Raw genomic sequence first — 19,296 nt, 5'->3', positions numbered from 1 at the left:
GATAACAGCCGTTGCGCGTTCAGCGCGCAGCGGCAGAAATGATCTGCAGAAAGTCGGGGGCCTTGAGCGACGCGCCGCCGATGAGGCCGCCGTCGATGTCGGCCTGCGACAGCAGTTCGGCGGCATTGGCCGCGTTCATGCTGCCGCCGTAAAGGATGCTGATGCCGGCAGCGTGTTCGCTTGCTGCATGGTGCAGTTGGGCACGCAACACGGCATGCACCGCCTGCGCTTGCTCGGGCGTCGCCGTCTTGCCGGTGCCGATGGCCCAGACAGGCTCATACGCGACGACGATTTCGCTGATGCAGTGGCCATTCACATGGATCACCGCGGCCAGCTGGCGCTTGACGACTTCTTCGGTCTGCCCTGCTTCGCGCTCGGCCAGCGTTTCGCCGACGCAGACGATCGGCGTGATGCCGTTCGCCAGCGCGGCAGCCGCCTTCGCAGCCACCGTCTCGTCGGTTTCGCCGTGGTATTGCCGACGCTCGGAGTGCCCGACGATGGCATAGCGCACACCAAAATCCTTCAGCATCATCGCCGATTGCTCGCCGGTGAACGCACCCTGCGGATGCGCAGAAACATCCTGCGCACCGAGCGCCAGCGAAGGCGAACCCGCCAGCAGCGATTGCAGCTGGGCGAAGTAAGGGGCCGGCACGCACAGCGCGACATCGCAGGCGGCCGGGCTTGCGGCCAGGCCTTGCTGCAGAGCCTTCACCAGCGCCTCGTTGGCGGCCAGGCCGCCATTCATCTTCCAGTTGCCGGCGATCAGTTTCTTCTTGGTTGTCATCGCGTTGTTCGTTGTCACCATGTCAGCACGATCTTGCCGATGTGCTGGTTCGATTCCATCAGCGTGTGAGCCTGGGCCGCGCCGCTCGGTTCACCTGCTGCCGCAAAAGTGCTGTGAATCACGGGCTTGATCGCGCCGCTTTCGAGCAGTGGCCAGACCTTCTCGCGCAATGCCTTGGCAATCGCGCCCTTGAACGCCACCGGCCGGGGCCGCAGCGTCGAGCCGGTGATCGTCAGACGCCTGCGCAGCACGAGGCCCGCATTGATCTGCGCCTTCACGCCGCCCTGCACCGCGATGATCACGAGCCGGCCGTCTTCGGCCAGACACTCGATCTCGCGCGCCACGTAGTCGCCAGCCACCATGTCGAGGATCACGTCCACGCCCTTGCCGCCCGTGAGCTCCTTCGCCTTTTCGACGAAGTCGCTCGTGCGGTAGTTGATCGCGTGGTCGGCACCGAGCTTCTTGCAGGCTTCGCACTTGTCGTCGCTGCCGGCCGTAACGATCACCGTTGCGCCCAGCGCCTTGGCAATCTGGATCGCCGTGACGCCAATGCCGCTCGAGCCGCCCTGGATCAGCAGCGTCTCGCCCTTCTGCAGGCGTCCGCGCTCGAACACATTGCTCCAGACGGTGAAGAAGGTCTCGGGCAGCGAAGCCGCATCGATATCGCTCCAGCCCTTGGGCACCGGCAGGCATTGCGCCACGGGCGCCACGCACAGCTCGGCATAGCCGCCACCCGCAATCAGCGCGCAGACACGATCACCGACCTTGAAGCCCGCTTCGGCCAACGCCGCGGCGTCGCCCGACACGATCTCGCCGGCCACCTCGAGGCCCGGCAGGTCGGACGCGCCCGGCGGCACCGGATAGTGACCCATCCGCTGCAGCACATCGGGCCGGTTGACGCCACTGGCCGCGACGCGAATCAGCAGCTCGCCCGCACCCGCCACCGGATCGGGACGATCGGCCACGCGCAGCACCTCAGGGGCGCCGTACGAAGTGATTTCAATGGCTTTCATGGTCTTTCGGCCTCCAACGCCCGCAGGTGGGGCGCAGCTAGCTGTTCAAAAGATAGCAACGGCAGCGCAAACTGCCGCTGCGCCCTTCTTACTCCTGAGGCTCGCGCGGCGCTTGCGACTGTTGCTCGCCGGCCGGAGCCTGCTGCTGGTCGTTGCGCGGTTGCTGTTGCTGGTCGTTGAAGCGCGGTGCGCGCTCGCCACGATCACCACCACGGTCGCCGCCGCGATCGCCACGGTCCGAACGCTCGCGGCGGTCGCCGCCACGGTCGCCGCGATCGCCACGGTCTTCGCGCGGCGGGCGCTCGCTGTATTCCATGCCGGCCGGACGCTCGGTCAGGGCCTTCATGGACAGCTTGACGCGGCCCTTTTCGTCCGTTTCGAGAACCTTGACCTTCACGATCTGGCCTTCGCTCAGATAGTCGGTCACCTTCTCGACGCGCTCGTGGGCGATCTGGCTGATGTGCAGCAGGCCGTCCTTGCCGGGCAGCAGGTTGATGAGCGCGCCGAAGTCCAGGATCTTGGTGACCGGGCCTTCGTAGACCTTGCCGATTTCGACTTCGGCCGTGATCTGCTCGATGCGACGCTTGGCGAACTCGGCCTTTTCCGGATCGGTCGAGGCGATGGTGATGGTGCCGTCTTCGTCGATGTTGATCGTCGTGCCGGTTTCTTCCTGCAGGCCACGGATGACCGAACCGCCCTTGCCGATCACGTCGCGGATCTTCTCGGGGTTGATCTTCAGCGTGGTCAGGCGCGGTGCGAAGCTGGAGACTTCGGCCTTGGCCTCGCCCATGGCTTCCTGCATCTTGCCCAGGATGTGCATGCGCGCTTCCTTGGCTTGCGCCAGTGCGACTTGCATGATTTCCTTGGTGATGCCCTGGATCTTGATGTCCATCTGCAGCGCGGTGATGCCATTGGTCGTGCCGGCCACCTTGAAGTCCATGTCACCCAGGTGATCTTCGTCGCCCAGGATGTCGGTCAGCACCGCGAAGCGGTTGTCTTCCTTGATCAGGCCCATGGCGATACCGGCCACGTGCGCCTTCATCGGCACGCCCGCGTCCATCATCGAGAGGCAGCCGCCGCAGACCGAAGCCATCGACGAAGAGCCGTTCGACTCGGTGATTTCCGAGACCACGCGCACGGTGTACGGGAATTCTTCCTTGGTCGGCAGCACGGCGACGAGTGCGCGCTTGGCCAGGCGGCCGTGGCCGATTTCGCGGCGCTTGGTCGAGCCCATGCGGCCCACTTCGCCGGTGGCAAAGGGAGGCATGTTGTAGTGGAACAGGAAGCGGTCTTCGTACTCGCCGGCCAGCGCGTCGATGCGCTGTGCGTCGCGTTCGGTGCCGAGCGTGGTGATGACCAACGCCTGGGTTTCACCGCGCGTGAACAGGGCCGAGCCGTGGGTGCGCGGCAGCACCGAATTGCGGATCTCGATGGGGCGCACGGTGCGCGTGTCGCGGCCGTCGATGCGGGGTTCGCCCGACAGGATCTGGCTGCGCACGATCTTCGATTCGATCGAGAACAGCAGGTCGTTGACCTTGCCGGCATCGAAAGGCTCGCCGCTTTCCTTCAGCGCGCTCATCACGCTGGCGTTGGCTTCGCGCAGGGCTTGCGTACGGGCTTGCTTGCTGCGGATCTGGTACACAGCGCGCAGCTTTTCTTCGGCCAGGCCCTTGACCTTGGCGACGAAGGCTTCGTCTTCAGCGGGCGCCTGCCAGTCCCACACCGGCTTGCCGGCGTCGCGCACGAGGTCATGGATCGCGTTGATCGCGATGCCGGCCTGTTCGTGGCCGAACACCACGCCGCCGAGCATGATTTCTTCGCTCAGTTGCTGGGCTTCGGACTCGACCATCAGCACGGCGGCTTGCGTGCCGGCGACGACGAGGTCCATCTGCGAGTCCTTCCGAGCCGCCTGGCCCGGATTCAGCACGTACTGGCCGTTGATGTAGCCCACGCGGGCGGCGCCGATCGGGCCGCTGAACGGGATGCCGGAGATCGACAGAGCGGCGCTCACGCCGATCATGGCGGCGATGTCGGCGTCGACTTCGGGGTTGAGCGACACGGTGTGGATGACCACGTGCACTTCGTTCAGGAAGCCTTCGGGGAACAGCGGGCGGATCGGACGGTCGATCAGGCGGCTGGTCAGCGTTTCGTGTTCGCTGGGCTTGGCTTCGCGCTTGAAGAAGCTGCCGGGGATCTTGCCCGCGGCGTAGGTCTTCTCGATGTAGTCGACGGTCAGCGGGAAGAAGTCCTGGCCCGGCTTGGCGGACTTGGAGGCGACCACGGTCGCGAGGATCACGGTGCCGTCGATGTCGACCAGCACGGCGCCATTGGCCTGACGCGCGACTTCGCCCGTTTCCATGACGACAGTCTTGTCGCCCCATTGGAAGGACTTGGTGACTTTGTTGAAGAGGCTCATGTTTGCTCCTGTTTTAGTAGCGAACCACACAGGGTTCGCAGAGGGCGGAGGCTGTCTCAGAACACGATGCCATTCCAGCGAAGCTCGGGGAGAACTTCATTGGAATGACACAGCTTCGCTCTGTTTTGGCACTCCGAAAGTGGATCGCGAAGTAAAAAACGCCTGAGCTAGCGGACTAACCCAGGCGTTTTTTCATGCGATTCGGTTTACTTGCGCAGACCCAGCTTGGCGATCAGCGCGGTGTAACGGTCGGCATCCTTGGACTTGAGGTAGTCCAGGAGCTTGCGGCGGCGGCTCACCATGCGCAGCAGACCGCGACGACCGTGGTGGTCCTTGGCGTGGGTCTTGAAGTGGGGGGTGAGCTCGTTGATACGGGCGGTCAGCAGTGCGACTTGCACTTCTGGGCTGCCAGTGTCGTTGGCGGCGCGGGCGTTGTCTTTGACGACTTCGGCCTTGATGGAGGCTGCGATCATGTTGAATTTCCTTGTTCCGGGATGTTTGACTTGCGGTGAGCGCTGGAACTGCCCTCACCGTGCGCCTTGCGGCATGCAAAGCCTCGGGATTATAGCCTGCACGAGGCTCGCCCCCAGGCTACGCGCACTTCGTGTCGCTTCTCCCACCCCCTACCGGGGGCAACACCTGCGGCCCGGCAAAGCCGGTTCCGCGGTGTTTCACGAAGGGGCCCCCACTTCGTCGGGCCGCATGGCAGGCCGCCCAGCCAAGGACGCCAGCCCCACGGCACCCAGCACGCAAGCAGCCCCGCCGATCTGCGCCAGACTGATACTTTCCCCCAGCCAGAGCGCCGCCAGTATCAATGCCGAAACCGGCAACAGCGCCGTGAAGAGCGCCGCTTCCGCCCCCTTCAGCCGAGCCGATCCGGCAAACCAGAGGACGAAACCCAGCACCGTCGGCACCAGCGCGTAGTAGGCGACGCCAGCCAGGGCATCACCGGGCAATGGGTGCTCCCAAGCCCGCTCGAACAGCGCAGGCACCATCGACAGCAGAAGCCCGAAGGCCGTCATCACCGTCGACAGCGCCAGCGGACGCACCGGCACCCGCAGGCGTTTGTTGAGCAGGATGAACATCGCCTCGCAGACGACCGCGCCCAGCACCAGCAGGTTGCCAGCCATCGCCGCAGGAGATTTGGAGTCCCCTGTGGAGCCCTCCCCCGGCCAGCTGATCGCCAGCACCCCCGCCGTCGCCAGCACGATGCTGCCGATCAGGTAGCGTCCCGGTCGCTCGCGCAGCGCCAGCACCGCCACCAGCGCCGCAACGGCCGGCAGCGTCCCGGCCACCACGCCCGCACTGGCAGCCGGCGCCCAGCGCACGCCCAGGATCAGCAGCACCGTGTAGCCGACGCTGCCCAGCCCGGCCTGGCACAAGAGCAGCGCGAGGTCACGCCGATCAGGACGAGGCCACGGCGTGCGCGTCACCCGCAACAGCAAAAGAAACCCCGGCAGCGCCATCGCAAACCGCAGCGCCGTCGCGGTGAACGGGGGCAGGCCGCCCGCGATCACCTTGCTGGCGACCACCGTGCTGCCCACGGTGACCATCGCCAGCGCGCACAGCACCATTCCCTTGATTCGTTCCGACATGCATGACCTTTCGCTCTCGAAGAAAGGCCGAGCTTCGCGGGCCGCAAGCCGCGCGTATTGAACGAAATTGCAGACGGGCCGGATCAGCCCTTGCGCTGCGGCTGTTTCGCCAGCCAGTTGCGCAGGCGATCCACGCCCTGCACCAGCCGCTGCGGGTCTTTCGACGCAAAGCACCAGCGCAGCCAGCCCTGGGCCTCCGGCGCAAAGGCATTGCCCGGTGCAAGCCCCAGACCCGCTTCGACCACCAGCCGCTTGGCCACGTCGAGCGAATCGCCGAAACCTTCGAGCCGGAAGAACGCGTACATGCCGCCCTTGGCCGGCGCCACCTGCACGCCGGGCACTGCGGCCAGCAGCGGCACCAGCGTGTCGCGGCACAGCTTCAGGTGCGCGACCACGCGCGGCGTGATCTCCGCCGTGTGCTCGATCGCTGCGACAGCTGCGCGCTGCGTGAACACGCTCGCGCAGGAGGTGTTGAACTCGATCAGCTTGCCGATGCCCTCGACCATCGCGGGCGGCAGCACCAGCCAGCCGAGGCGCCATCCGGTCATCAGGAAGCTCTTCGAAAAACTGTGCGTCACGACGAGCCGGTCATCGGGCTTCGAGATGTCGAGAAAGCTCGGCGCGCAGCCGTTCGGCGAAGGCTCGAAGTACAGCCGCTCGTACACCTCGTCGGCCAGGATCCAGGTCCCGGTCTGGCGGCAATGGTCGAGCACGGCCTGTTGCTCGTCGCGCGTCATCGTCCAGCCCGTGGGATTGTTCGGCGCGTTGACGATCAGGAGCTTCGTCTTCGGCGTGACCGCCGCACGCAGCGCAGGCAAGTCGAGCGTCCACTGCCCTTCGACCGGCACCAGCGGCACCGAGCGCATATGCGCGCCCATGATCGCGGGCTGCGCCGTGAGGTTGGGCCACACCGGTGTCACCGCGACCACGTCGTCGCCGGCATCGACCAGCGCCTGCACCGCCAGCATCAGCGCGCTCACGCCGCCCGAGGTGACCGCGATGCGCGAGGCATCGACCGCCGGATGCAGTGCGCTGGTGTAGCGCGCAATGGCTTCTCGCAGCTCGGGCAGTCCGAGGTTGTGCGCATAAAAAGTCTCGCCGCGCTGCAGCGATTCGATGGCCGCCTGGCGGATCACCTCGGGCGTGACCTCGTCGCTTTCGCCGAACCAGAAGGCCAGCACGTCGTCGCGGCCGAGGCCGGCATTGGCGACCTCGCGGATCTTGGAGGCTTCGAGGTTGTGGATGGCTTCACGCATCGGCTTTCGTCCTGTTCGTCGTTGTCATTGGGGGCGTTTCATCTTGCACGAAGTCGGCAGTTCGGCGCGCTCCGGGGCGATCGTCTTGATCACGCGAAAGCCGTAGCCCGAACCCTCGACATCGAACTGCACACCGGGCTTGCCCTGCCTGTCCATCACGCCGACCACGAGCTGCTGCTGGAACTGGTGGTCCGCCGCGCGCATGCGGCCACGCTGGCCGTACAGGCTCACGTCGGCCTGCTCCAGCGCGCGCGCCAACGCCACCGCATCGACGCTGCCCGCACGCTCGACGGCCTGCGCGAGCGACTCGACGAGCAGTTGCATCCGCATGTGCACGTAGTCGTCCGCGGGTTTCGGAAAGCGCGCACGGAACGCGCGATAGAACGCCTCCGACTGCGCGGTCTGCACGTTCGGCAGCCAGTCCGCCACCGCCACCACGCGGCCGATGCCCGCATCGCCGATGGCGGCAGGCGCGCCGAGCGCGTTGCCGTAGAAGGTATAGAAGCTGCCGTTGAAACCCGCCTCGCGCGCCGCCTTCACGAGCAGCGTGAGGTCGTTGCCCCAGTTGCCGGTGAACACCGCCTGCGCGCCGCTCGCGAGGATCTTGGTGGCGTAGGGCGCGAAGTCCTTCACCTTGCCCATCGGGTGCAGCTCGTCGCCGACGATCTCCACATCGGGCCGCTGCACGCCGAGCTGCCGGCGCACTTCGCGCAGCACCGACTGGCCGAAGCTGTAGTCCTGCCCAATCAGGTAGGCGCGCTTGAGTGCGGCATCGTCCTTCACCACGTCCATCAGCGCGGCCACGCGCATGTCGGCGTGGGCGTCGAAGCGAAAGTGCCAGAAGCTGCAGCGCTCGTTGGTCAGCACCGGATCGACTGCCGCGTAATTCAGGAAGATCACGCGCCGCGCGGGGTCGCGCTCGTTGTTCTTGTCGATGGCATCGACCAGCGCCGCCGCGGTGGCCGACGAGTTGCCCTGCAGCACGATGCGCGCACCGTCGTCCATGGCCGCGCGCAATGCGGAGAGCGCTTCCTCGTTCTGGCCCTTGCTGTCGTAGCGGTCCAGTTGCAGCGGGCGTGCGCCACCCGGCAGCTTCACGCCGCCGCGGGCATTGACGCGCTCCACCGCCCACAGCAGGTTGCGGAACACCGCCTCGCCCGTGTTCGCGAAGGGCCCGCTCATGCTCTCGATCAAGGCCAGACGGATGGGCGCGGGCGGCGCGACCGGCGCTTGCGCAAGCCCGGCCAAGGGGCTCGCGCATAGCGCCAGCGCCGCGAATTTCAAGGCCTGGCGGCGCCAAATAAAGGGGGGAGTCATCGTCTTGAAACGCGTGCGGCTGCGCCTAGATGAGGTGTCAAGCGGCACTCAGGATTGAATGGCCGCGCAGTGTAAGGGACACACATTCCTTGTCCTCATTGTGTTCATTCAGGAGTTTTCCATCATGTTTTTCGCACCCACGATCCGCACCACCCGCTTCGTTCCCCGCTCGCAAGACCGCGCCTTCGAGCGCTTCGTGAACGAGGCCTTCGCAGCGCCCCGCCGCTCGCCGCTGGTGGAGCAGGACGACACGAGCTGGACCCTCTCGCTCGACGTGCCAGGCCTCTCGCGTGAAGACCTCGCCATCGGCATCGAAGGCGCCGTGGTCCGCATCGACAGCAAGGCCGAAGCCAAGCGCCAGTTCAAGGCCGCCTACGAGCTGCCGCAGGACATCGACGTGGCCGCCAGTACCGCCAAGCTCGAGAACGGCGTGCTGACGCTGAAGCTCGGCAAGCTGGTGCAGGTCAGCAAGGCGTCGGAACTGCAGATCAACTGATCCCGGTCCGCGTAGATCGAAGAAGAAGCCCATCGAGGAATGCGTTTCCCGGTGGGCTTCGGCACGCGTGTCTGCCAGAAGCCGGGAGAGACTAGGCGGCGACGGGCGCGGCCTCGGTCATCAGCGAAGCCATGGGCCAGCGCGGCTTGACGTCGAAGGCATAGCGCTCGGTGGCCTGCGACAGGCCCGATTGCAGCCGCATGGCGGCGGCCATGGCGATCATGGCGCCGTTGTCGGTGCACAGGTGAAGCTCGGGGTAGTGAACCCGCACCTTGCGCTTGGCGCACGCGGCATTCAGTTGCTCCCGCAGGTTCTTGTTCGCACCCACGCCACCGGCCACCACCAGGCGCTTGAGCCCGGTCTGATCGAGCGCGGCGAGCGACTTCTTCAGCAGCACCTCGACGATGGCCGCCTGCGTGGATGCCGCCAGATCGGCCTTGTTCGCCTCGAGCTGGTCGCCCAGCTTCTTGGCCTGCGTGAGCACCGCGGTCTTCAGGCCTGCAAAGGAAAAATCGAGATCGCCGCTGTGCAAGAGCGGCCGCGGCAGCTTGAACGCCGTCGCGCTGCCGCCTTCGGCCAGCTTCGCGAGCCAGGGGCCGCCGGGGTACGGCAGGCCCATGAGCTTGGCGCTCTTGTCGAAGGCCTCGCCGGCCGCATCGTCGATGGTTTCGCCGAGCAGTTCGTAGCGACCCACGCCGTCGACCCGCATCAGCTGGGTGTGGCCACCCGACACCAGCAGCGCAACGAACGGAAATTCCGGCGGATCGGCGCTCAGGAACGGCGACAGCAGATGCCCTTCGAGGTGATGCACGCCCAGCACCGGCTTGCCGAGCGCCACGCCCAGCGCGCAAGCCACGCCAGCGCCCACCAGCAGTGCGCCCGCAAGGCCCGGCCCGCGCGTGTAGGCCACCACGTCGATTTCTTTCAGCGAGCGCCCGGCCTCGGCCATCACGGTTTCAGTGAGCGGTAGCACGCGGCGGATGTGGTCGCGGCTGGCCAGTTCGGGCACCACGCCTCCGTAGGCCTGGTGCATGGCGATCTGGCTGTGCAGCGCGTGCGAAAGCAGCACCGGCAGCGCGTCGCCGTGCGATTCGACCAGCGCCACGCCGGTCTCGTCGCAGGATGATTCGATTCCCAACAAGAGCATGCGGCGAGTGTAGGTGGCGCCTGCAAGCGACGCCCGCAAAGGGGCAAGGCACGGATGTTGCAGCGACGGTGTGCGTCCCTTTCCCCACCCACCATGAAATCCGGCCTGCATTTCCTCATCGCCGCCCGCCAGTGCGAAATCGACGAGCTCGACCAGCTCGCCCGCACCAGCGAGCTGGTCGGCCTGATCGGCCGGCTGGTGCATGCGCTGCAACGGGAGCGCGGCATGTCGAACGTGTTCCTCGCCTCGCGCGGCCGCCGCTTCGCCGACCAGCGCGATCCGCAGATCGCCGAATGCCAGGCGCTCGAGCAGGCGGTGCGCAACGGCTTCGACCAGCTGGAGACCGAGGCCCGCCAGCGCGCCAGCGCCGGCAACAGCGCGCGCCTCTTCAGTCGCATCGCCTGGGTACTGCCGGGGCTGGACGCCCTGCCCGCGCTGCGCGGCCGCATCGGCGCGCTCGAACTGGCGCCGGCGGAGGCCACCGCAGCCTTCGCCAAGCTCGTCGCCGGCCTGCTGGCCGTGGTGTTCGAGGCGGCCGACGGTGCCACCGACCCCGAGATCTCGCGCCTCCTGGTCGCGATGTTCAACTTCATGCAGGGCAAGGAGTTCGCAGGCCAGGAGCGCGCCTTCGGCGCCGCCACGCTGGCGCTGGGCCGCAGCAACGAGGCGCAGCGGGTGCAATGGCTGCACCTGATCGAATCGCAGGAGCGGTGCTTTCACGTCTTCACCGATTTTTCGAGCGACGAGGTGCTGGCGCTGTGGCGCGAGAGCGAGGCCGATGCCACCATGGCCGAGCTCGAAAGGCTGCGCCGTGTCGGAACCACGCTGGCCGCCCCGGCTGCATCACCCGACGCGCAGTACAGCCAGCTGAGCCAGAACTGGTTCGACTGCTGCACCCGCCGCATCGACGCCATGCGCACGGTCGAAGATCGCCTCGCCGCCGACCTGCGCGCCCTCTGCAACCGCAAGACCGCGCAGGCGCGCACCGACCTGGAGGCCTACCAGCAACTGCTCGGCACGCTGGCGCCGCAGTCCGGCGGCGCCCTGTTCTTCGACGACGCCGGCACGCAGGCCGTGGCCCCCGCTTCATACGGCCGCGTACTGGAACGCTCGGTGCTCGACATGGTGCAAGAGCAGTCGCAGCGCCTGCAGGCCATGAGCGACGAGCTCCAGACCGTGCGCGCCTCGCTCAACGAGCGCAAGGTGGTCGAGCGCGCCAAGGGCCTCCTGATGGCGCACCGGCGCCTGAGCGAGGACGAGGCCCACAAGATGCTGCGCCAGACCGCCATGAACCAGAAGCGCCGGCTGGTCGACGTGGCCGAGTCGATGCTCGCCATGGCCGACTACCTGCCGATGCCCGATGCACGCGCGCCGCGCTGAAAGTGTTTCAAGTTGGTGCAGCGCACAAAAACGTGCTTTCGATGGCCCGTGAAACCCGGCGGCACTTCTCCCTGCACACACCATGCGCTCTAGCTACTTTTTCGATAGCACCGCACACCCCGCAACCACTGGCACACAGTTTGCGTAAGTGAGTACATAAGACCTTCGTGGTCTTCAGGCAGGCGGCACCCAACGGCGGGTGTCACCCACCGAACCGGACAAAGGCGTCCCCATCCCGCAAGGGCTCGTTCGCGAGCAGCCCCTGCGTGGTCGGGACGCCTTTTTTGTTTTTCGCTTCTGCATTTTTGATTGTTCGTTCTTCAACCGGAGCCCGTCCCCATGACCGACCTGCTGAAAACCCGCCTCAGCCGCCGCCGCGTACTGCAAGCCGCCGCCATCGGCGCCGTGGGCATCGACCCAGCGCTGCGCGCCGCCGTCTGGGCCCAGGGCTCCGACAAGCCCGAAAAAGAAGAAGTGAAGATCGGCTTCATCCCGCTGACCGACTGCGCGAGCGTGGTGATGGCCTCGGTGCTCGGCATCGACAAGAAATACGGCGTGAAGATCGTCCCCAGCAAGGAAGCCAGCTGGGCGGGCGTCCGCGACAAGCTCTCCAACGGCGACCTGGACATGGCGCACGTGCTCTACGGCCTGGTCTACGGCATGCACCTGGGCCTGAGCGGCCCGAAGAAGGACATGGCCGTGCTCATGACCCTCAACAACAACGGCCAGGCCATCACGCTCTCGAAGAAGCTGGCCGACAAGGGCGCGGTCGATGCCGCGTCGCTCGCCAAGCTCATCGCCACCGAGAAGCGCGAATACACCTTCGCGCAGACCTTCCCCACCGGCACGCACGCCATGTGGCTCTACTACTGGCTCGCCTCGGCCGGCATCGATCCCTTCAAGGACGTGAAGAACATCACCGTGCCGCCCCCGCAGATGGTGGCCAACATGCGCGTGGGCAACATGGACGGCTACTGCGTGGGCGAGCCCTGGGGCCAGCGCGCGATCATGGACGGCATCGGCATCACCGCCATCACCACCCAGGACATCTGGAAAGACCATCCCGAGAAGGTGCTCGGCTGCACTGCCGAGTTCACGAAGAAGTACCCCAACACGGCGCGCGCCGTGACCGCTGCGATCCTCGAAGCGAGCAAGTGGATCGACACGGGCCTGCAGAACAAGAACAAGATGGCCGAGACCATCGCCGACAAGAGCTACGTCAACACCAGCGTGGACGCGATCAACCAGCGCATCCTGGGTCGCTACACCAATGGCCTGGGCAAGAGCTGGGACGACCCGAACCACATGAAGTTCTACAACGGCGGTGCGGTGAACTTCCCGTACCTCTCGGACGGCATGTGGTTCCTCACGCAGCACAAGCGCTGGGGCCTGCTGAAGGAGCATCCGGATTACCTGAAGGTGGCCACCGAGATCAACCGCATCGACATCTACAAGCAGGCCGCCGCCGCCACGCAGACGCCCGTGCCCAAGGAAGTGCTGCGCACCAGCAAGCTCTTCGACGGCTCCGTCTGGGACGGCAAGGACCCGAAGAAGTACGCCGAGTCTTTCAAGCTGCATGTCTGAGGAGAAACGCACCATGGTCAGCGCTGTATTTCATTCGCCGCTCGACGCATCTCTCCCTCTCCCGCGTGCGGGAGAGGGCCGGGGTGAAGGGGTGGCCCGCACCGAAGCCGTCCCTCAACCTGCACCGATCCCCAAGGTGGAGAAGGAGCAAAAACAACGCACACCCATCGACCTGCGCGCCTTCTGGATGCGCGTACTCCCACCGCTCGCGGGCTTCGGCCTGCTGCTCTTGATCTGGGAGCTGGTCGCCATGAAGAGCACCACCGGCTTTCCCACACCGCTCGCGACCTGGCAGCAGGCGCTCACCGTGTTCAGCGACCCGTTCTACAGCAAGGGGCCGAACGACCAGGGCGTGGGCTGGAACGTGCTCTCGTCGCTGCAGCGCGTTGCGCTGGGCTTCGGGCTCGCGGCGCTGGTGGGCATTCCGGCGGGCTTCGCGATCGGGCGCTTCGAGTTCCTCGCGCGCATGTTCAATCCGCTGATCAGCCTGATGCGCCCGGTGTCGCCGCTCGCGTGGCTGCCCATCGGCCTCCTGGTGTTCAAGGGTGCGAACCCGGCCGCGATCTGGACCATCTTCATCTGCTCGATCTGGCCGATGGTCATCAACACCGCCGTGGGCGTGCAGCGCGTGCCGAGCGACTACATGAACGTGGCGAAGGTGCTCAATCTTTCCGAATGGAAGATCCTCACCAAGATCCTGTTCCCCGCCGTGCTGCCCTACATGCTCACCGGCGTGCGGCTCGCGGTCGGCACCGCGTGGCTGGTGATCGTCGCGGCCGAAATGCTGACCGGCGGCGTCGGCATCGGCTTCTGGGTGTGGGACGAGTGGAACAACCTCAACGTCGCCAACATCATCATCGCGATCTTCGTGATCGGCATCGTGGGGCTGGTGCTGGAGTTCGCGCTCATCAAGCTGGCTACTGCATTCACGTTCGAAGAGGTGAAGTCATGAACGACGACAGCAAGTACATCGAAATCCGCGACGTCGAGCAGCGCTTCAAGACGGCCAAGGGCAGCTTCCTCGCGCTGCGCGACATCAACCTGAACGTCGCCAAGGGCGAGTTCATCACGCTGATTGGACATTCAGGCTGCGGCAAGTCGACGCTCTTGAACCTGATCGCCGGGCTGACGACGCCGACGCAAGGCGTGCTGCTGTGCGCGAACCGCGAGATCAAGGGACCGGGCCCCGAACGCGCCGTCGTGTTCCAGAACCACTCGCTGCTGCCCTGGCTCACCTGCTTCGAGAATGTGTACCTCGCGGTCGAGCGCGTGTTCTCGGCCACCGAGGGCAAGGCGCAACTGCGCCAGCGCACCGATGCGGCGCTCGCGCTGGTGGGCCTCACGGCCGCCGCGCAGAAGCGCCCCGGCGAAATCTCCGGCGGCATGAAGCAGCGTGTGGGCATCGCACGCGCGCTGTCGATGGAACCCAAGGTGCTGCTGATGGACGAGCCCTTCGGCGCGCTCGACGCCCTCACCCGCGCCAAGCTGCAGGACGAACTGCTCGCCATCGTGCAGAAGACGCAGAGCACTGTCGTCATGGTCACGCACGACGTCGACGAGGCCGTGCTGCTGAGCGACCGCATCGTGATGCTCACCAACGGTCCGGCCGCCACCATCGGCGACGTGCTGGCGGTGGACATCGCGCGCCCGCGCAACCGCGTCGAACTGGCCGAAGACCCGGCCTATGTGCATGCGCGCAAGGCGGTGATCGATTTCCTCTACACGCGCCAGGCGCATGTGGAGAAGGTTGCGGCCTGATCCAGCAGGTGCCGCACGACCGGCGTCAGGACATGATGACCTGCAGGCTGTGTTCGTACCAACCGGTGAGGCGCTCGAAGGTGTCTACGAGCGCTTCGCTGGAACGAACCAGCGTGGCGCGGCCCTCTGCGCTGTCCAATGCCTGCACGCCACCGACCAAGCGCAGCCATTCGTCCCGCGCAGTCACCAACCCGGCGCGAATCTCGGGTGAACTGAGCGGCGCGCGCTCCAGCTCCAGCAGCGCGGCCTCGAACTCGTTCATGGTCGGCAACAGCCGGTCGCGCGATGCGCTTGCCGCAAGCGTCGAGGCCAGCAACGCATCTTTTGCCAGGCGCTGCGCCCGCATGCGCTGCCGCCCGCAGATGTTGACGATGCGCAGCGCGCGCCGTGCGCCCGAGGCCTCCAACGCCTCCGTCATCGCTTCGGCCGCGAGCAGCAAGGCCTCGCCGCGTGCATCGATCTCGGCGAGCCCCTGCGGCGTGGGCTTCACGGGCAGCGCCGTGCTCAACCCGTTCCATGCCGCCTGCACCTCGGCAAGCGCACGCACGCCGGCAGTGCCCAGGTCGAGGGCCGACAGGTGATCCAGGTTCTGCTGCACCCGCTCGGTCGATTGCGTGCGCAAGACCCGCGCACGTTGCACGTCGATGCCGGCGAGCAATTGCGCCGCCACCCGCACCAGCCGCTGCGACAGCATGCGCAACTGACCCGCGCGGTTGATCGCCTCGGCCCACTGCGCGGCCTCGATGACCGAGCGCGACACCTCGCCCAGCCGCAGGTTGGCATGCATCGCCGCGCCGCGCAGCAGGCCGAAGGCCTCGTCCTCGCCGATGCCACGCGCGGACATCAGCAAGCCCTTGGCGCGATCGACCCATTTGCGCTCGTCCATGCGTGTGCGCAGGTTGTCGAGCTCGGCGCGCAGCGCGGCTTCGCGCATCCACCGGGCCTGCGCACGAGCCAGCGATGCCGGCAACGACAACGCGTCGAGCGGCCCCCATGCGTGCAAGCCGAGTGCGACCAACGCCTCGTGCTGCTCGGCGTCCAGCGGCACACCGACCAAGGACACCGCACACGGTGGCACGCCGTTCCAATCCCGCAGCGCATCGCGCACTGCCTGCAGATGTGCCACCTCGGGCAACCAGATCAGCACCTGTTGCGGTGCAAGCGCGCCAGCCTGCTGCACCAGCGTGCGGCAGGTGGCGCGCCCGAGCACCGTGGCGCCCGCATCCGCGAGGCCCTGCCGCAGTGGCTCCGGCAGGGGCGCGGAGGCATCGAATTCATTGGGCAGGACGAGAAGAAGGGAAATCATGGTGGGGTGTCGGAAGGCGGGGCAAGCATAGGCCACGCCCGCGAAATCTCGCGGGCACGCCTCTTGCAGCAAAGGGGATGCGGTGTAACGAAGCACCGCTTTGGTGAGGCTGCAGGTTCCTGCATCCGGTCCGGCATGTTCATCGCCGGGCACCACCCCTACGTCGACAGCGTCCGCTGCCGACACACCACCCCAACCCCGTCCGTCGACACGACCCTTCCAAGGTCGCGCCGCGGCTTTTTGCACCTTTGAACACCATGTCCGGTTTCAGGAATTTCTTGCAGTCAGGCCACAGTCCCACGCTGTTCGCGGCGTTCCTGTACTTCTCGTTCTCCTGCTGCATCTGGGTGCTCAACGGCGCCATGGCGCCCTTTATCGGCGAGACCTTCGACCTCTCGCCCGCGCAGAAGGGCCTGATGCTGTCGGTGCCGATCATCGCGGGCGCGCTGATGCGCTTTCCGCTCGGCATCCTCTCGCAGTACATCGGCCGCAAGAAGGCCACGCTGGTCGAGATGGCGCTGATCGCGGTGGCGATGCTGTTCGGCTTCTTTTTCGTGAAAAGCTTCAACGACCTGCTCGCTATGGGCGTGCTGCTGGGCATTGCCGGCGCGAGCTTCGGCGTGGCGCTGTCGCTGGGCTCGGGCTGGTTCCCGCCGCAGCACAAGGGCCTGGCGATGGGCCTCGTGGGCGCGGGCAACGTGGGCACGGCGGTGTCGGTGCTGGTGGCGCCGCCGCTCGCGCAGTGGCTGGGCTGGCAGGCGGTGTACGGCGTGGCGGCGGTCGCGATCCTGATTCCGATGGTGGTGATGGTGATCTTCGCCAAGGAGCCGCCCGACGTGGACAGCCATGCCAGCTTCCGCGAACACATCGCCTGCCTGTTCGAGAAAGACGGCTGGGTCTTCAGCCTGATCTACGGCGTGACCTTCGGCGGCTTCATCGGCCTCATCACCTTCCTGCCCTCCTACTACTACGACCAGTTCGGCGTGAGCAAGGTGCAGGCGGGTCAGCTCACGATGCTGGCGGCCTTCATGGGCGCGGCGGTGCGCATCGTCGGCGGGTGGCTGTCCGACCGCTGGGGCGGCGTGAACACACTGACCGTGGTGCTGCTGGTGGTGGCCGTGGGCCTCGTGCTCGTCGGCTTTTCCGCAGGCTCGCTGGCGCTCACCACGCTGCTGCTGATCGTCTGCTTCGCCGCGCTGGGCGCGGGCAACGGCGCGCTGTTCCAGCTGGTGCCGCTGCGCTGGCCGCTGAGCACCGCGGTGGCCGGCTCGATGATCGGCGAGATCGGCGCCCTCGGCGGCGGCCTCGTGCCCAACGCCATGGGCCTGTCGAAGCAGTACCTGGGCAGCTACACCTGGGGCTTCGTCTTCTTCGGTGCGCTCTCGCTGGCGATGCTGGGCGTGATGCGCGTCATGCAGATCCGCTGGACGCGCACCTGGGCCGAAAAGGGTGGCCGCGCACGCACATCACCCGCCCAGGCCGCCAAGTACGCCGCCCCGCGAAAGGCCGCCCGGCCATGAGCTTCTTCCGTTCGTCCTCAGCGTGGCAAGAACAGCAGCCACACCACGAGCAGTGCGTTGAACAGCAACGACACGCCGAGGGCGATCTTGTAGAGCATGAGCGGGTCGCGGCGCGCGAGCGGCGTGGCCATGGGCGCACCGACGGGGCGCGAGGCGCCGCGCTCCAGCGCGAGCAGCATTTCCTCGGCGGTCTCGAAACGCTCCCTCGGATCGCGGGCGACGGCCTTGCGCACCAGATGATCGAGCCACACCGGCACATCGGGCCGCAGCCGCGAGAGCGCGACCGGATCGCGCCGGTAGCGCGCCACCTGGTAGGGCTCGATCTCGCCGTAGGGCAGGTGCCCGCCGAGCCACTGGTACAGCGTGGCGCCGAGCGCGAACAGGTCGCTGGCCGCGTCGGCCACACCGCCCTCCTCCCACTGCTCGGGATTGATGTAGCTCGGCGTGCCCGCATGCAGTTCGCGCTGCGCCGCACCCTCGCGGCCGGACAACGCCACGCCCAGATCGAGGATGCGCCAGCGCCCGTCGTCGCCCAGGTGCAGGTTGCCGGGCTTGATGTCCCGGTGCACCACGCCGTGGCGGTGCAGCCGACCGAGCGCCTTGCTCACCTCGATGGCTGCGGCGACCACCTCGGCCACGGTGCCGCGCGCACCGGACTTGCGCATCTGCTCCAGCGTGCGGCCGCCGTGCCAGTCGAACACGATGTAGAGCGCGCTCGCGCTCTCCGCGCGCTCGTGCACGCGAACGAAGCCACCGCCCTCGCCGACGCGCTGGCCCAGCCAGGCTTCGTGCGCCAGCATCGCGCGCTCCTGCGGGTCGCTGGCGCGCGAGGGATGCAGCGTCTTGAGCGCCACCAGTGCGCGGGTTTCCGGATGGCGCGCCTGGTACAGCAGATGCACGCCGGTGTCGGCCACCAGCGCGGTGACGACGTAGCCGTCGAGCACGTCGCCCACCTTGAGCAACGGCGGCGGCGCGAGCCGGCGGCCGTCGCCGAGTTCGTCGTCGAGCTGTCGCGCGTCGAGACCGACCACGCGGATCACCAGCGCGGTCGCGTTGTCGCGCGTGCCGGCATCGAGCGCCGCGTTCACCAGCGCCTCGCTGGCGGCCTCGGCGTCGCCCTGCAGCGCGAGCGCGGCCACCTGCTGCGGTTTGAGCACGCCGTGCACACCGTCGGACGTCAGCACGAAGCAGTCGCCCACGCGCACATCGCCCTGCGCATAGTCGACGCGCACCTGGTCGTCCAGGCCGATGGCGCGCGTGAGCCGGCTGCGCATGTCGGGGTGTTCGAAGGCATGGTCCTGCGTGAGCGGCACGGCCGCGTCGCTGTCGGCGCGCACGCGCCAGGCGCGCGTGTCGCCCACATGCGCCAGCGTGTAGCTTTGGCCATGCAGCACCAGCGCGGTCAGCGTGGTGAGCGCGGTCGAGTCGCCCGCGCGGCGGCGGTTGTGATCGGCCAGCCAGGCGTTCTGCGCGCCGATCAGGCGGTCGAGCGCGGCGGTCGGCTCCCAGGTGTCGGGCGTGGCGAAGTAGTCGGCCAAAAGGCCCATCACCGTGGTCTGCGCCGCCTCCAGGCCGCGACCGCCGGTGGACACGCCATCGGCAATCGCCGCGATGAGCCCGCGCGCCTCGTCGCCGCGCGGCGCATGCACGGCGCCGGCGAAGTCTTCGTTCACCTCGCGGGGTCCGCGCAGGCTGCTGTAGCCGATGTCCACTTCAAAGCTCAT

At 67.0% G+C, this 19,296-nt stretch carries 17 protein-coding genes; 7 read left to right on the top strand and 10 right to left on the bottom strand.

Going from position 1 to position 19,296, the window contains the following annotated elements; genetic code table 11:
* Nucleotides 1–19: 19 nt before the first annotated feature.
* The 7 genes from tpiA to NU688_RS12830 form a co-directional block, all read right to left on the bottom strand.
* A complete protein-coding gene (gene tpiA, locus NU688_RS12860; RefSeq protein ID WP_257861010.1) occupies nt 20–805 on the bottom strand; it encodes a triose-phosphate isomerase in 786 nt (261 codons plus the stop codon).
* The gene (locus NU688_RS12855; RefSeq protein WP_257861009.1) at nt 799–1,797 is read right to left on the bottom strand and encodes an NAD(P)H-quinone oxidoreductase; all 999 of its coding nucleotides are present in this window, start codon (nt 1,795–1,797) and stop codon (nt 799–801) included. Before NU688_RS12855 ends, tpiA begins: the two co-directional genes overlap by 7 nt.
* A gap of 88 nt (nt 1,798–1,885) precedes the next feature.
* Nucleotides 1,886–4,213 (bottom strand): polyribonucleotide nucleotidyltransferase, encoded by a 2,328-nt coding sequence (gene pnp / locus NU688_RS12850; RefSeq protein WP_257861008.1) that lies wholly within the window; start codon nt 4,211–4,213, stop codon nt 1,886–1,888.
* A gap of 206 nt (nt 4,214–4,419) precedes the next feature.
* Entirely contained in the window at nt 4,420–4,686 is a 267-nt protein-coding gene (gene rpsO, locus NU688_RS12845) for a 30S ribosomal protein S15 (RefSeq protein ID WP_007837783.1), read from the bottom strand.
* A gap of 198 nt (nt 4,687–4,884) precedes the next feature.
* On the bottom strand, nt 4,885–5,808 hold the full coding sequence (locus tag NU688_RS12840; RefSeq protein WP_257861006.1) for a DMT family transporter: 924 nt from the start codon (nt 5,806–5,808) through the stop codon (nt 4,885–4,887).
* An 83-nt stretch (nt 5,809–5,891) separates the two neighbouring features.
* Nucleotides 5,892–7,064 carry a pyridoxal phosphate-dependent aminotransferase gene (locus NU688_RS12835; RefSeq protein ID WP_257861005.1) on the bottom strand — a complete coding sequence of 391 codons (1,173 nt, stop codon included), beginning with the start codon at nt 7,062–7,064 and terminating at the stop codon, nt 5,892–5,894.
* A gap of 24 nt (nt 7,065–7,088) precedes the next feature.
* Nucleotides 7,089–8,246 (bottom strand): branched-chain amino acid ABC transporter substrate-binding protein, encoded by a 1,158-nt coding sequence (locus tag NU688_RS12830; RefSeq protein WP_257861004.1) that lies wholly within the window; start codon nt 8,244–8,246, stop codon nt 7,089–7,091.
* Here NU688_RS12830 and NU688_RS12825 point away from each other — a divergent pair.
* Together NU688_RS12825 and NU688_RS12820 are read left to right on the top strand one after the other, a co-directional pair.
* Nucleotides 8,245–8,439, top strand: coding sequence for a hypothetical protein (locus tag NU688_RS12825; protein WP_257861003.1), 195 nt, complete (start codon nt 8,245–8,247; stop codon nt 8,437–8,439). The genes NU688_RS12830 and NU688_RS12825 overlap by 2 nt on opposite strands.
* A 66-nt stretch (nt 8,440–8,505) precedes the next feature.
* Nucleotides 8,506–8,877: an Hsp20/alpha crystallin family protein gene (locus NU688_RS12820; protein ID WP_257861002.1), complete on the top strand. Its 372-nt coding sequence runs from the start codon at nt 8,506–8,508 to the stop codon at nt 8,875–8,877.
* A 91-nt stretch (nt 8,878–8,968) separates the two neighbouring features.
* Here NU688_RS12820 and tsaD read toward each other — a convergent pair whose 3' ends face one another.
* Nucleotides 8,969–10,024 (bottom strand): tRNA (adenosine(37)-N6)-threonylcarbamoyltransferase complex transferase subunit TsaD, encoded by a 1,056-nt coding sequence (tsaD, locus tag NU688_RS12815; RefSeq protein WP_257861001.1) that lies wholly within the window; start codon nt 10,022–10,024, stop codon nt 8,969–8,971.
* Nucleotides 10,025–10,117: 93 nt separating this feature from the next.
* Between tsaD and NU688_RS12810 the strand changes: the two genes are divergently transcribed.
* The 4 genes from NU688_RS12810 to NU688_RS12795 all read left to right on the top strand — a co-directional run bounded on the left by NU688_RS12810 (nt 10,118) and on the right by NU688_RS12795 (nt 14,746).
* Entirely contained in the window at nt 10,118–11,404 is a 1,287-nt protein-coding gene (locus tag NU688_RS12810) for a nitrate regulatory protein (protein WP_257861000.1), read from the top strand.
* A gap of 339 nt (nt 11,405–11,743) precedes the next feature.
* Complete coding sequence (locus tag NU688_RS12805; RefSeq protein WP_257860999.1) at nt 11,744–12,988, top strand: CmpA/NrtA family ABC transporter substrate-binding protein; 1,245 nt, start codon at nt 11,744–11,746, stop codon at nt 12,986–12,988.
* Nucleotides 12,989–13,001: 13 nt separating this feature from the next.
* On the top strand, nt 13,002–13,940 hold the full coding sequence (gene ntrB, locus NU688_RS12800; RefSeq protein ID WP_257860998.1) for a nitrate ABC transporter permease: 939 nt from the start codon (nt 13,002–13,004) through the stop codon (nt 13,938–13,940).
* On the top strand, nt 13,937–14,746 hold the full coding sequence (locus NU688_RS12795) for an ABC transporter ATP-binding protein (RefSeq protein WP_257860996.1): 810 nt from the start codon (nt 13,937–13,939) through the stop codon (nt 14,744–14,746). Before ntrB ends, NU688_RS12795 begins: the two co-directional genes overlap by 4 nt.
* A 25-nt stretch (nt 14,747–14,771) precedes the next feature.
* Here the strand turns inward: NU688_RS12795 and NU688_RS12790 are convergent, their stop codons facing one another.
* Nucleotides 14,772–16,052, bottom strand: coding sequence for an ANTAR domain-containing protein (locus tag NU688_RS12790; RefSeq protein ID WP_257860995.1), 1,281 nt, complete (start codon nt 16,050–16,052; stop codon nt 14,772–14,774).
* Nucleotides 16,053–16,309: 257 nt separating this feature from the next.
* Between NU688_RS12790 and NU688_RS12785 the strand changes: the two genes are divergently transcribed.
* Nucleotides 16,310–17,572 (top strand): nitrate/nitrite transporter, encoded by a 1,263-nt coding sequence (locus NU688_RS12785; protein WP_257860994.1) that lies wholly within the window; start codon nt 16,310–16,312, stop codon nt 17,570–17,572.
* A 17-nt stretch (nt 17,573–17,589) separates the two neighbouring features.
* Here the strand turns inward: NU688_RS12785 and NU688_RS12780 are convergent, their stop codons facing one another.
* Nucleotides 17,590–19,296, bottom strand: a complete 1,707-nt coding sequence (locus tag NU688_RS12780; protein ID WP_257860993.1) for a bifunctional protein-serine/threonine kinase/phosphatase — start codon at nt 19,294–19,296, stop codon at nt 17,590–17,592.

Origin of the sequence: Variovorax sp. ZS18.2.2 (assembly GCF_024701975.1) — a bacterium.
Classification (GTDB): Bacteria; Pseudomonadota; Gammaproteobacteria; order Burkholderiales; family Burkholderiaceae_C; genus Variovorax.
The sequence above is the reverse complement of the archived record's forward strand: the minus strand, read 5'-3'. Positions and strand labels throughout refer to the sequence as shown.

Coding starts and splice junctions, on each gene's coding strand:
- tpiA (WP_257861010.1), bottom strand. CDS start 805: ATGGTGACAACGAACAACGCGATGACAACCAAGAAGAAACTGATCGCC.
- NU688_RS12855 (WP_257861009.1), bottom strand. CDS start 1,797: ATGAAAGCCATTGAAATCACTTCGTACGGCGCCCCTGAGGTGCTGCGC.
- pnp (WP_257861008.1), bottom strand. CDS start 4,213: ATGAGCCTCTTCAACAAAGTCACCAAGTCCTTCCAATGGGGCGACAAG.
- rpsO (WP_007837783.1), bottom strand. CDS start 4,686: ATGATCGCAGCCTCCATCAAGGCCGAAGTCGTCAAAGACAACGCCCGC.
- NU688_RS12840 (WP_257861006.1), bottom strand. CDS start 5,808: ATGTCGGAACGAATCAAGGGAATGGTGCTGTGCGCGCTGGCGATGGTC.
- NU688_RS12835 (WP_257861005.1), bottom strand. CDS start 7,064: ATGCGTGAAGCCATCCACAACCTCGAAGCCTCCAAGATCCGCGAGGTC.
- NU688_RS12825 (WP_257861003.1), top strand. CDS start 8,245: ATGCTCTCGATCAAGGCCAGACGGATGGGCGCGGGCGGCGCGACCGGC.
- NU688_RS12830 (WP_257861004.1), bottom strand. CDS start 8,246: ATGAGCGGGCCCTTCGCGAACACGGGCGAGGCGGTGTTCCGCAACCTG.
- NU688_RS12820 (WP_257861002.1), top strand. CDS start 8,506: ATGTTTTTCGCACCCACGATCCGCACCACCCGCTTCGTTCCCCGCTCG.
- tsaD (WP_257861001.1), bottom strand. CDS start 10,024: ATGCTCTTGTTGGGAATCGAATCATCCTGCGACGAGACCGGCGTGGCG.
- NU688_RS12810 (WP_257861000.1), top strand. CDS start 10,118: ATGAAATCCGGCCTGCATTTCCTCATCGCCGCCCGCCAGTGCGAAATC.
- NU688_RS12805 (WP_257860999.1), top strand. CDS start 11,744: ATGACCGACCTGCTGAAAACCCGCCTCAGCCGCCGCCGCGTACTGCAA.
- ntrB (WP_257860998.1), top strand. CDS start 13,002: ATGGTCAGCGCTGTATTTCATTCGCCGCTCGACGCATCTCTCCCTCTC.
- NU688_RS12795 (WP_257860996.1), top strand. CDS start 13,937: ATGAACGACGACAGCAAGTACATCGAAATCCGCGACGTCGAGCAGCGC.
- NU688_RS12790 (WP_257860995.1), bottom strand. CDS start 16,052: ATGATTTCCCTTCTTCTCGTCCTGCCCAATGAATTCGATGCCTCCGCG.
- NU688_RS12785 (WP_257860994.1), top strand. CDS start 16,310: ATGTCCGGTTTCAGGAATTTCTTGCAGTCAGGCCACAGTCCCACGCTG.
- NU688_RS12780 (WP_257860993.1), bottom strand. CDS start 19,296: ATGAGCTTTGAAGTGGACATCGGCTACAGCAGCCTGCGCGGACCCCGC.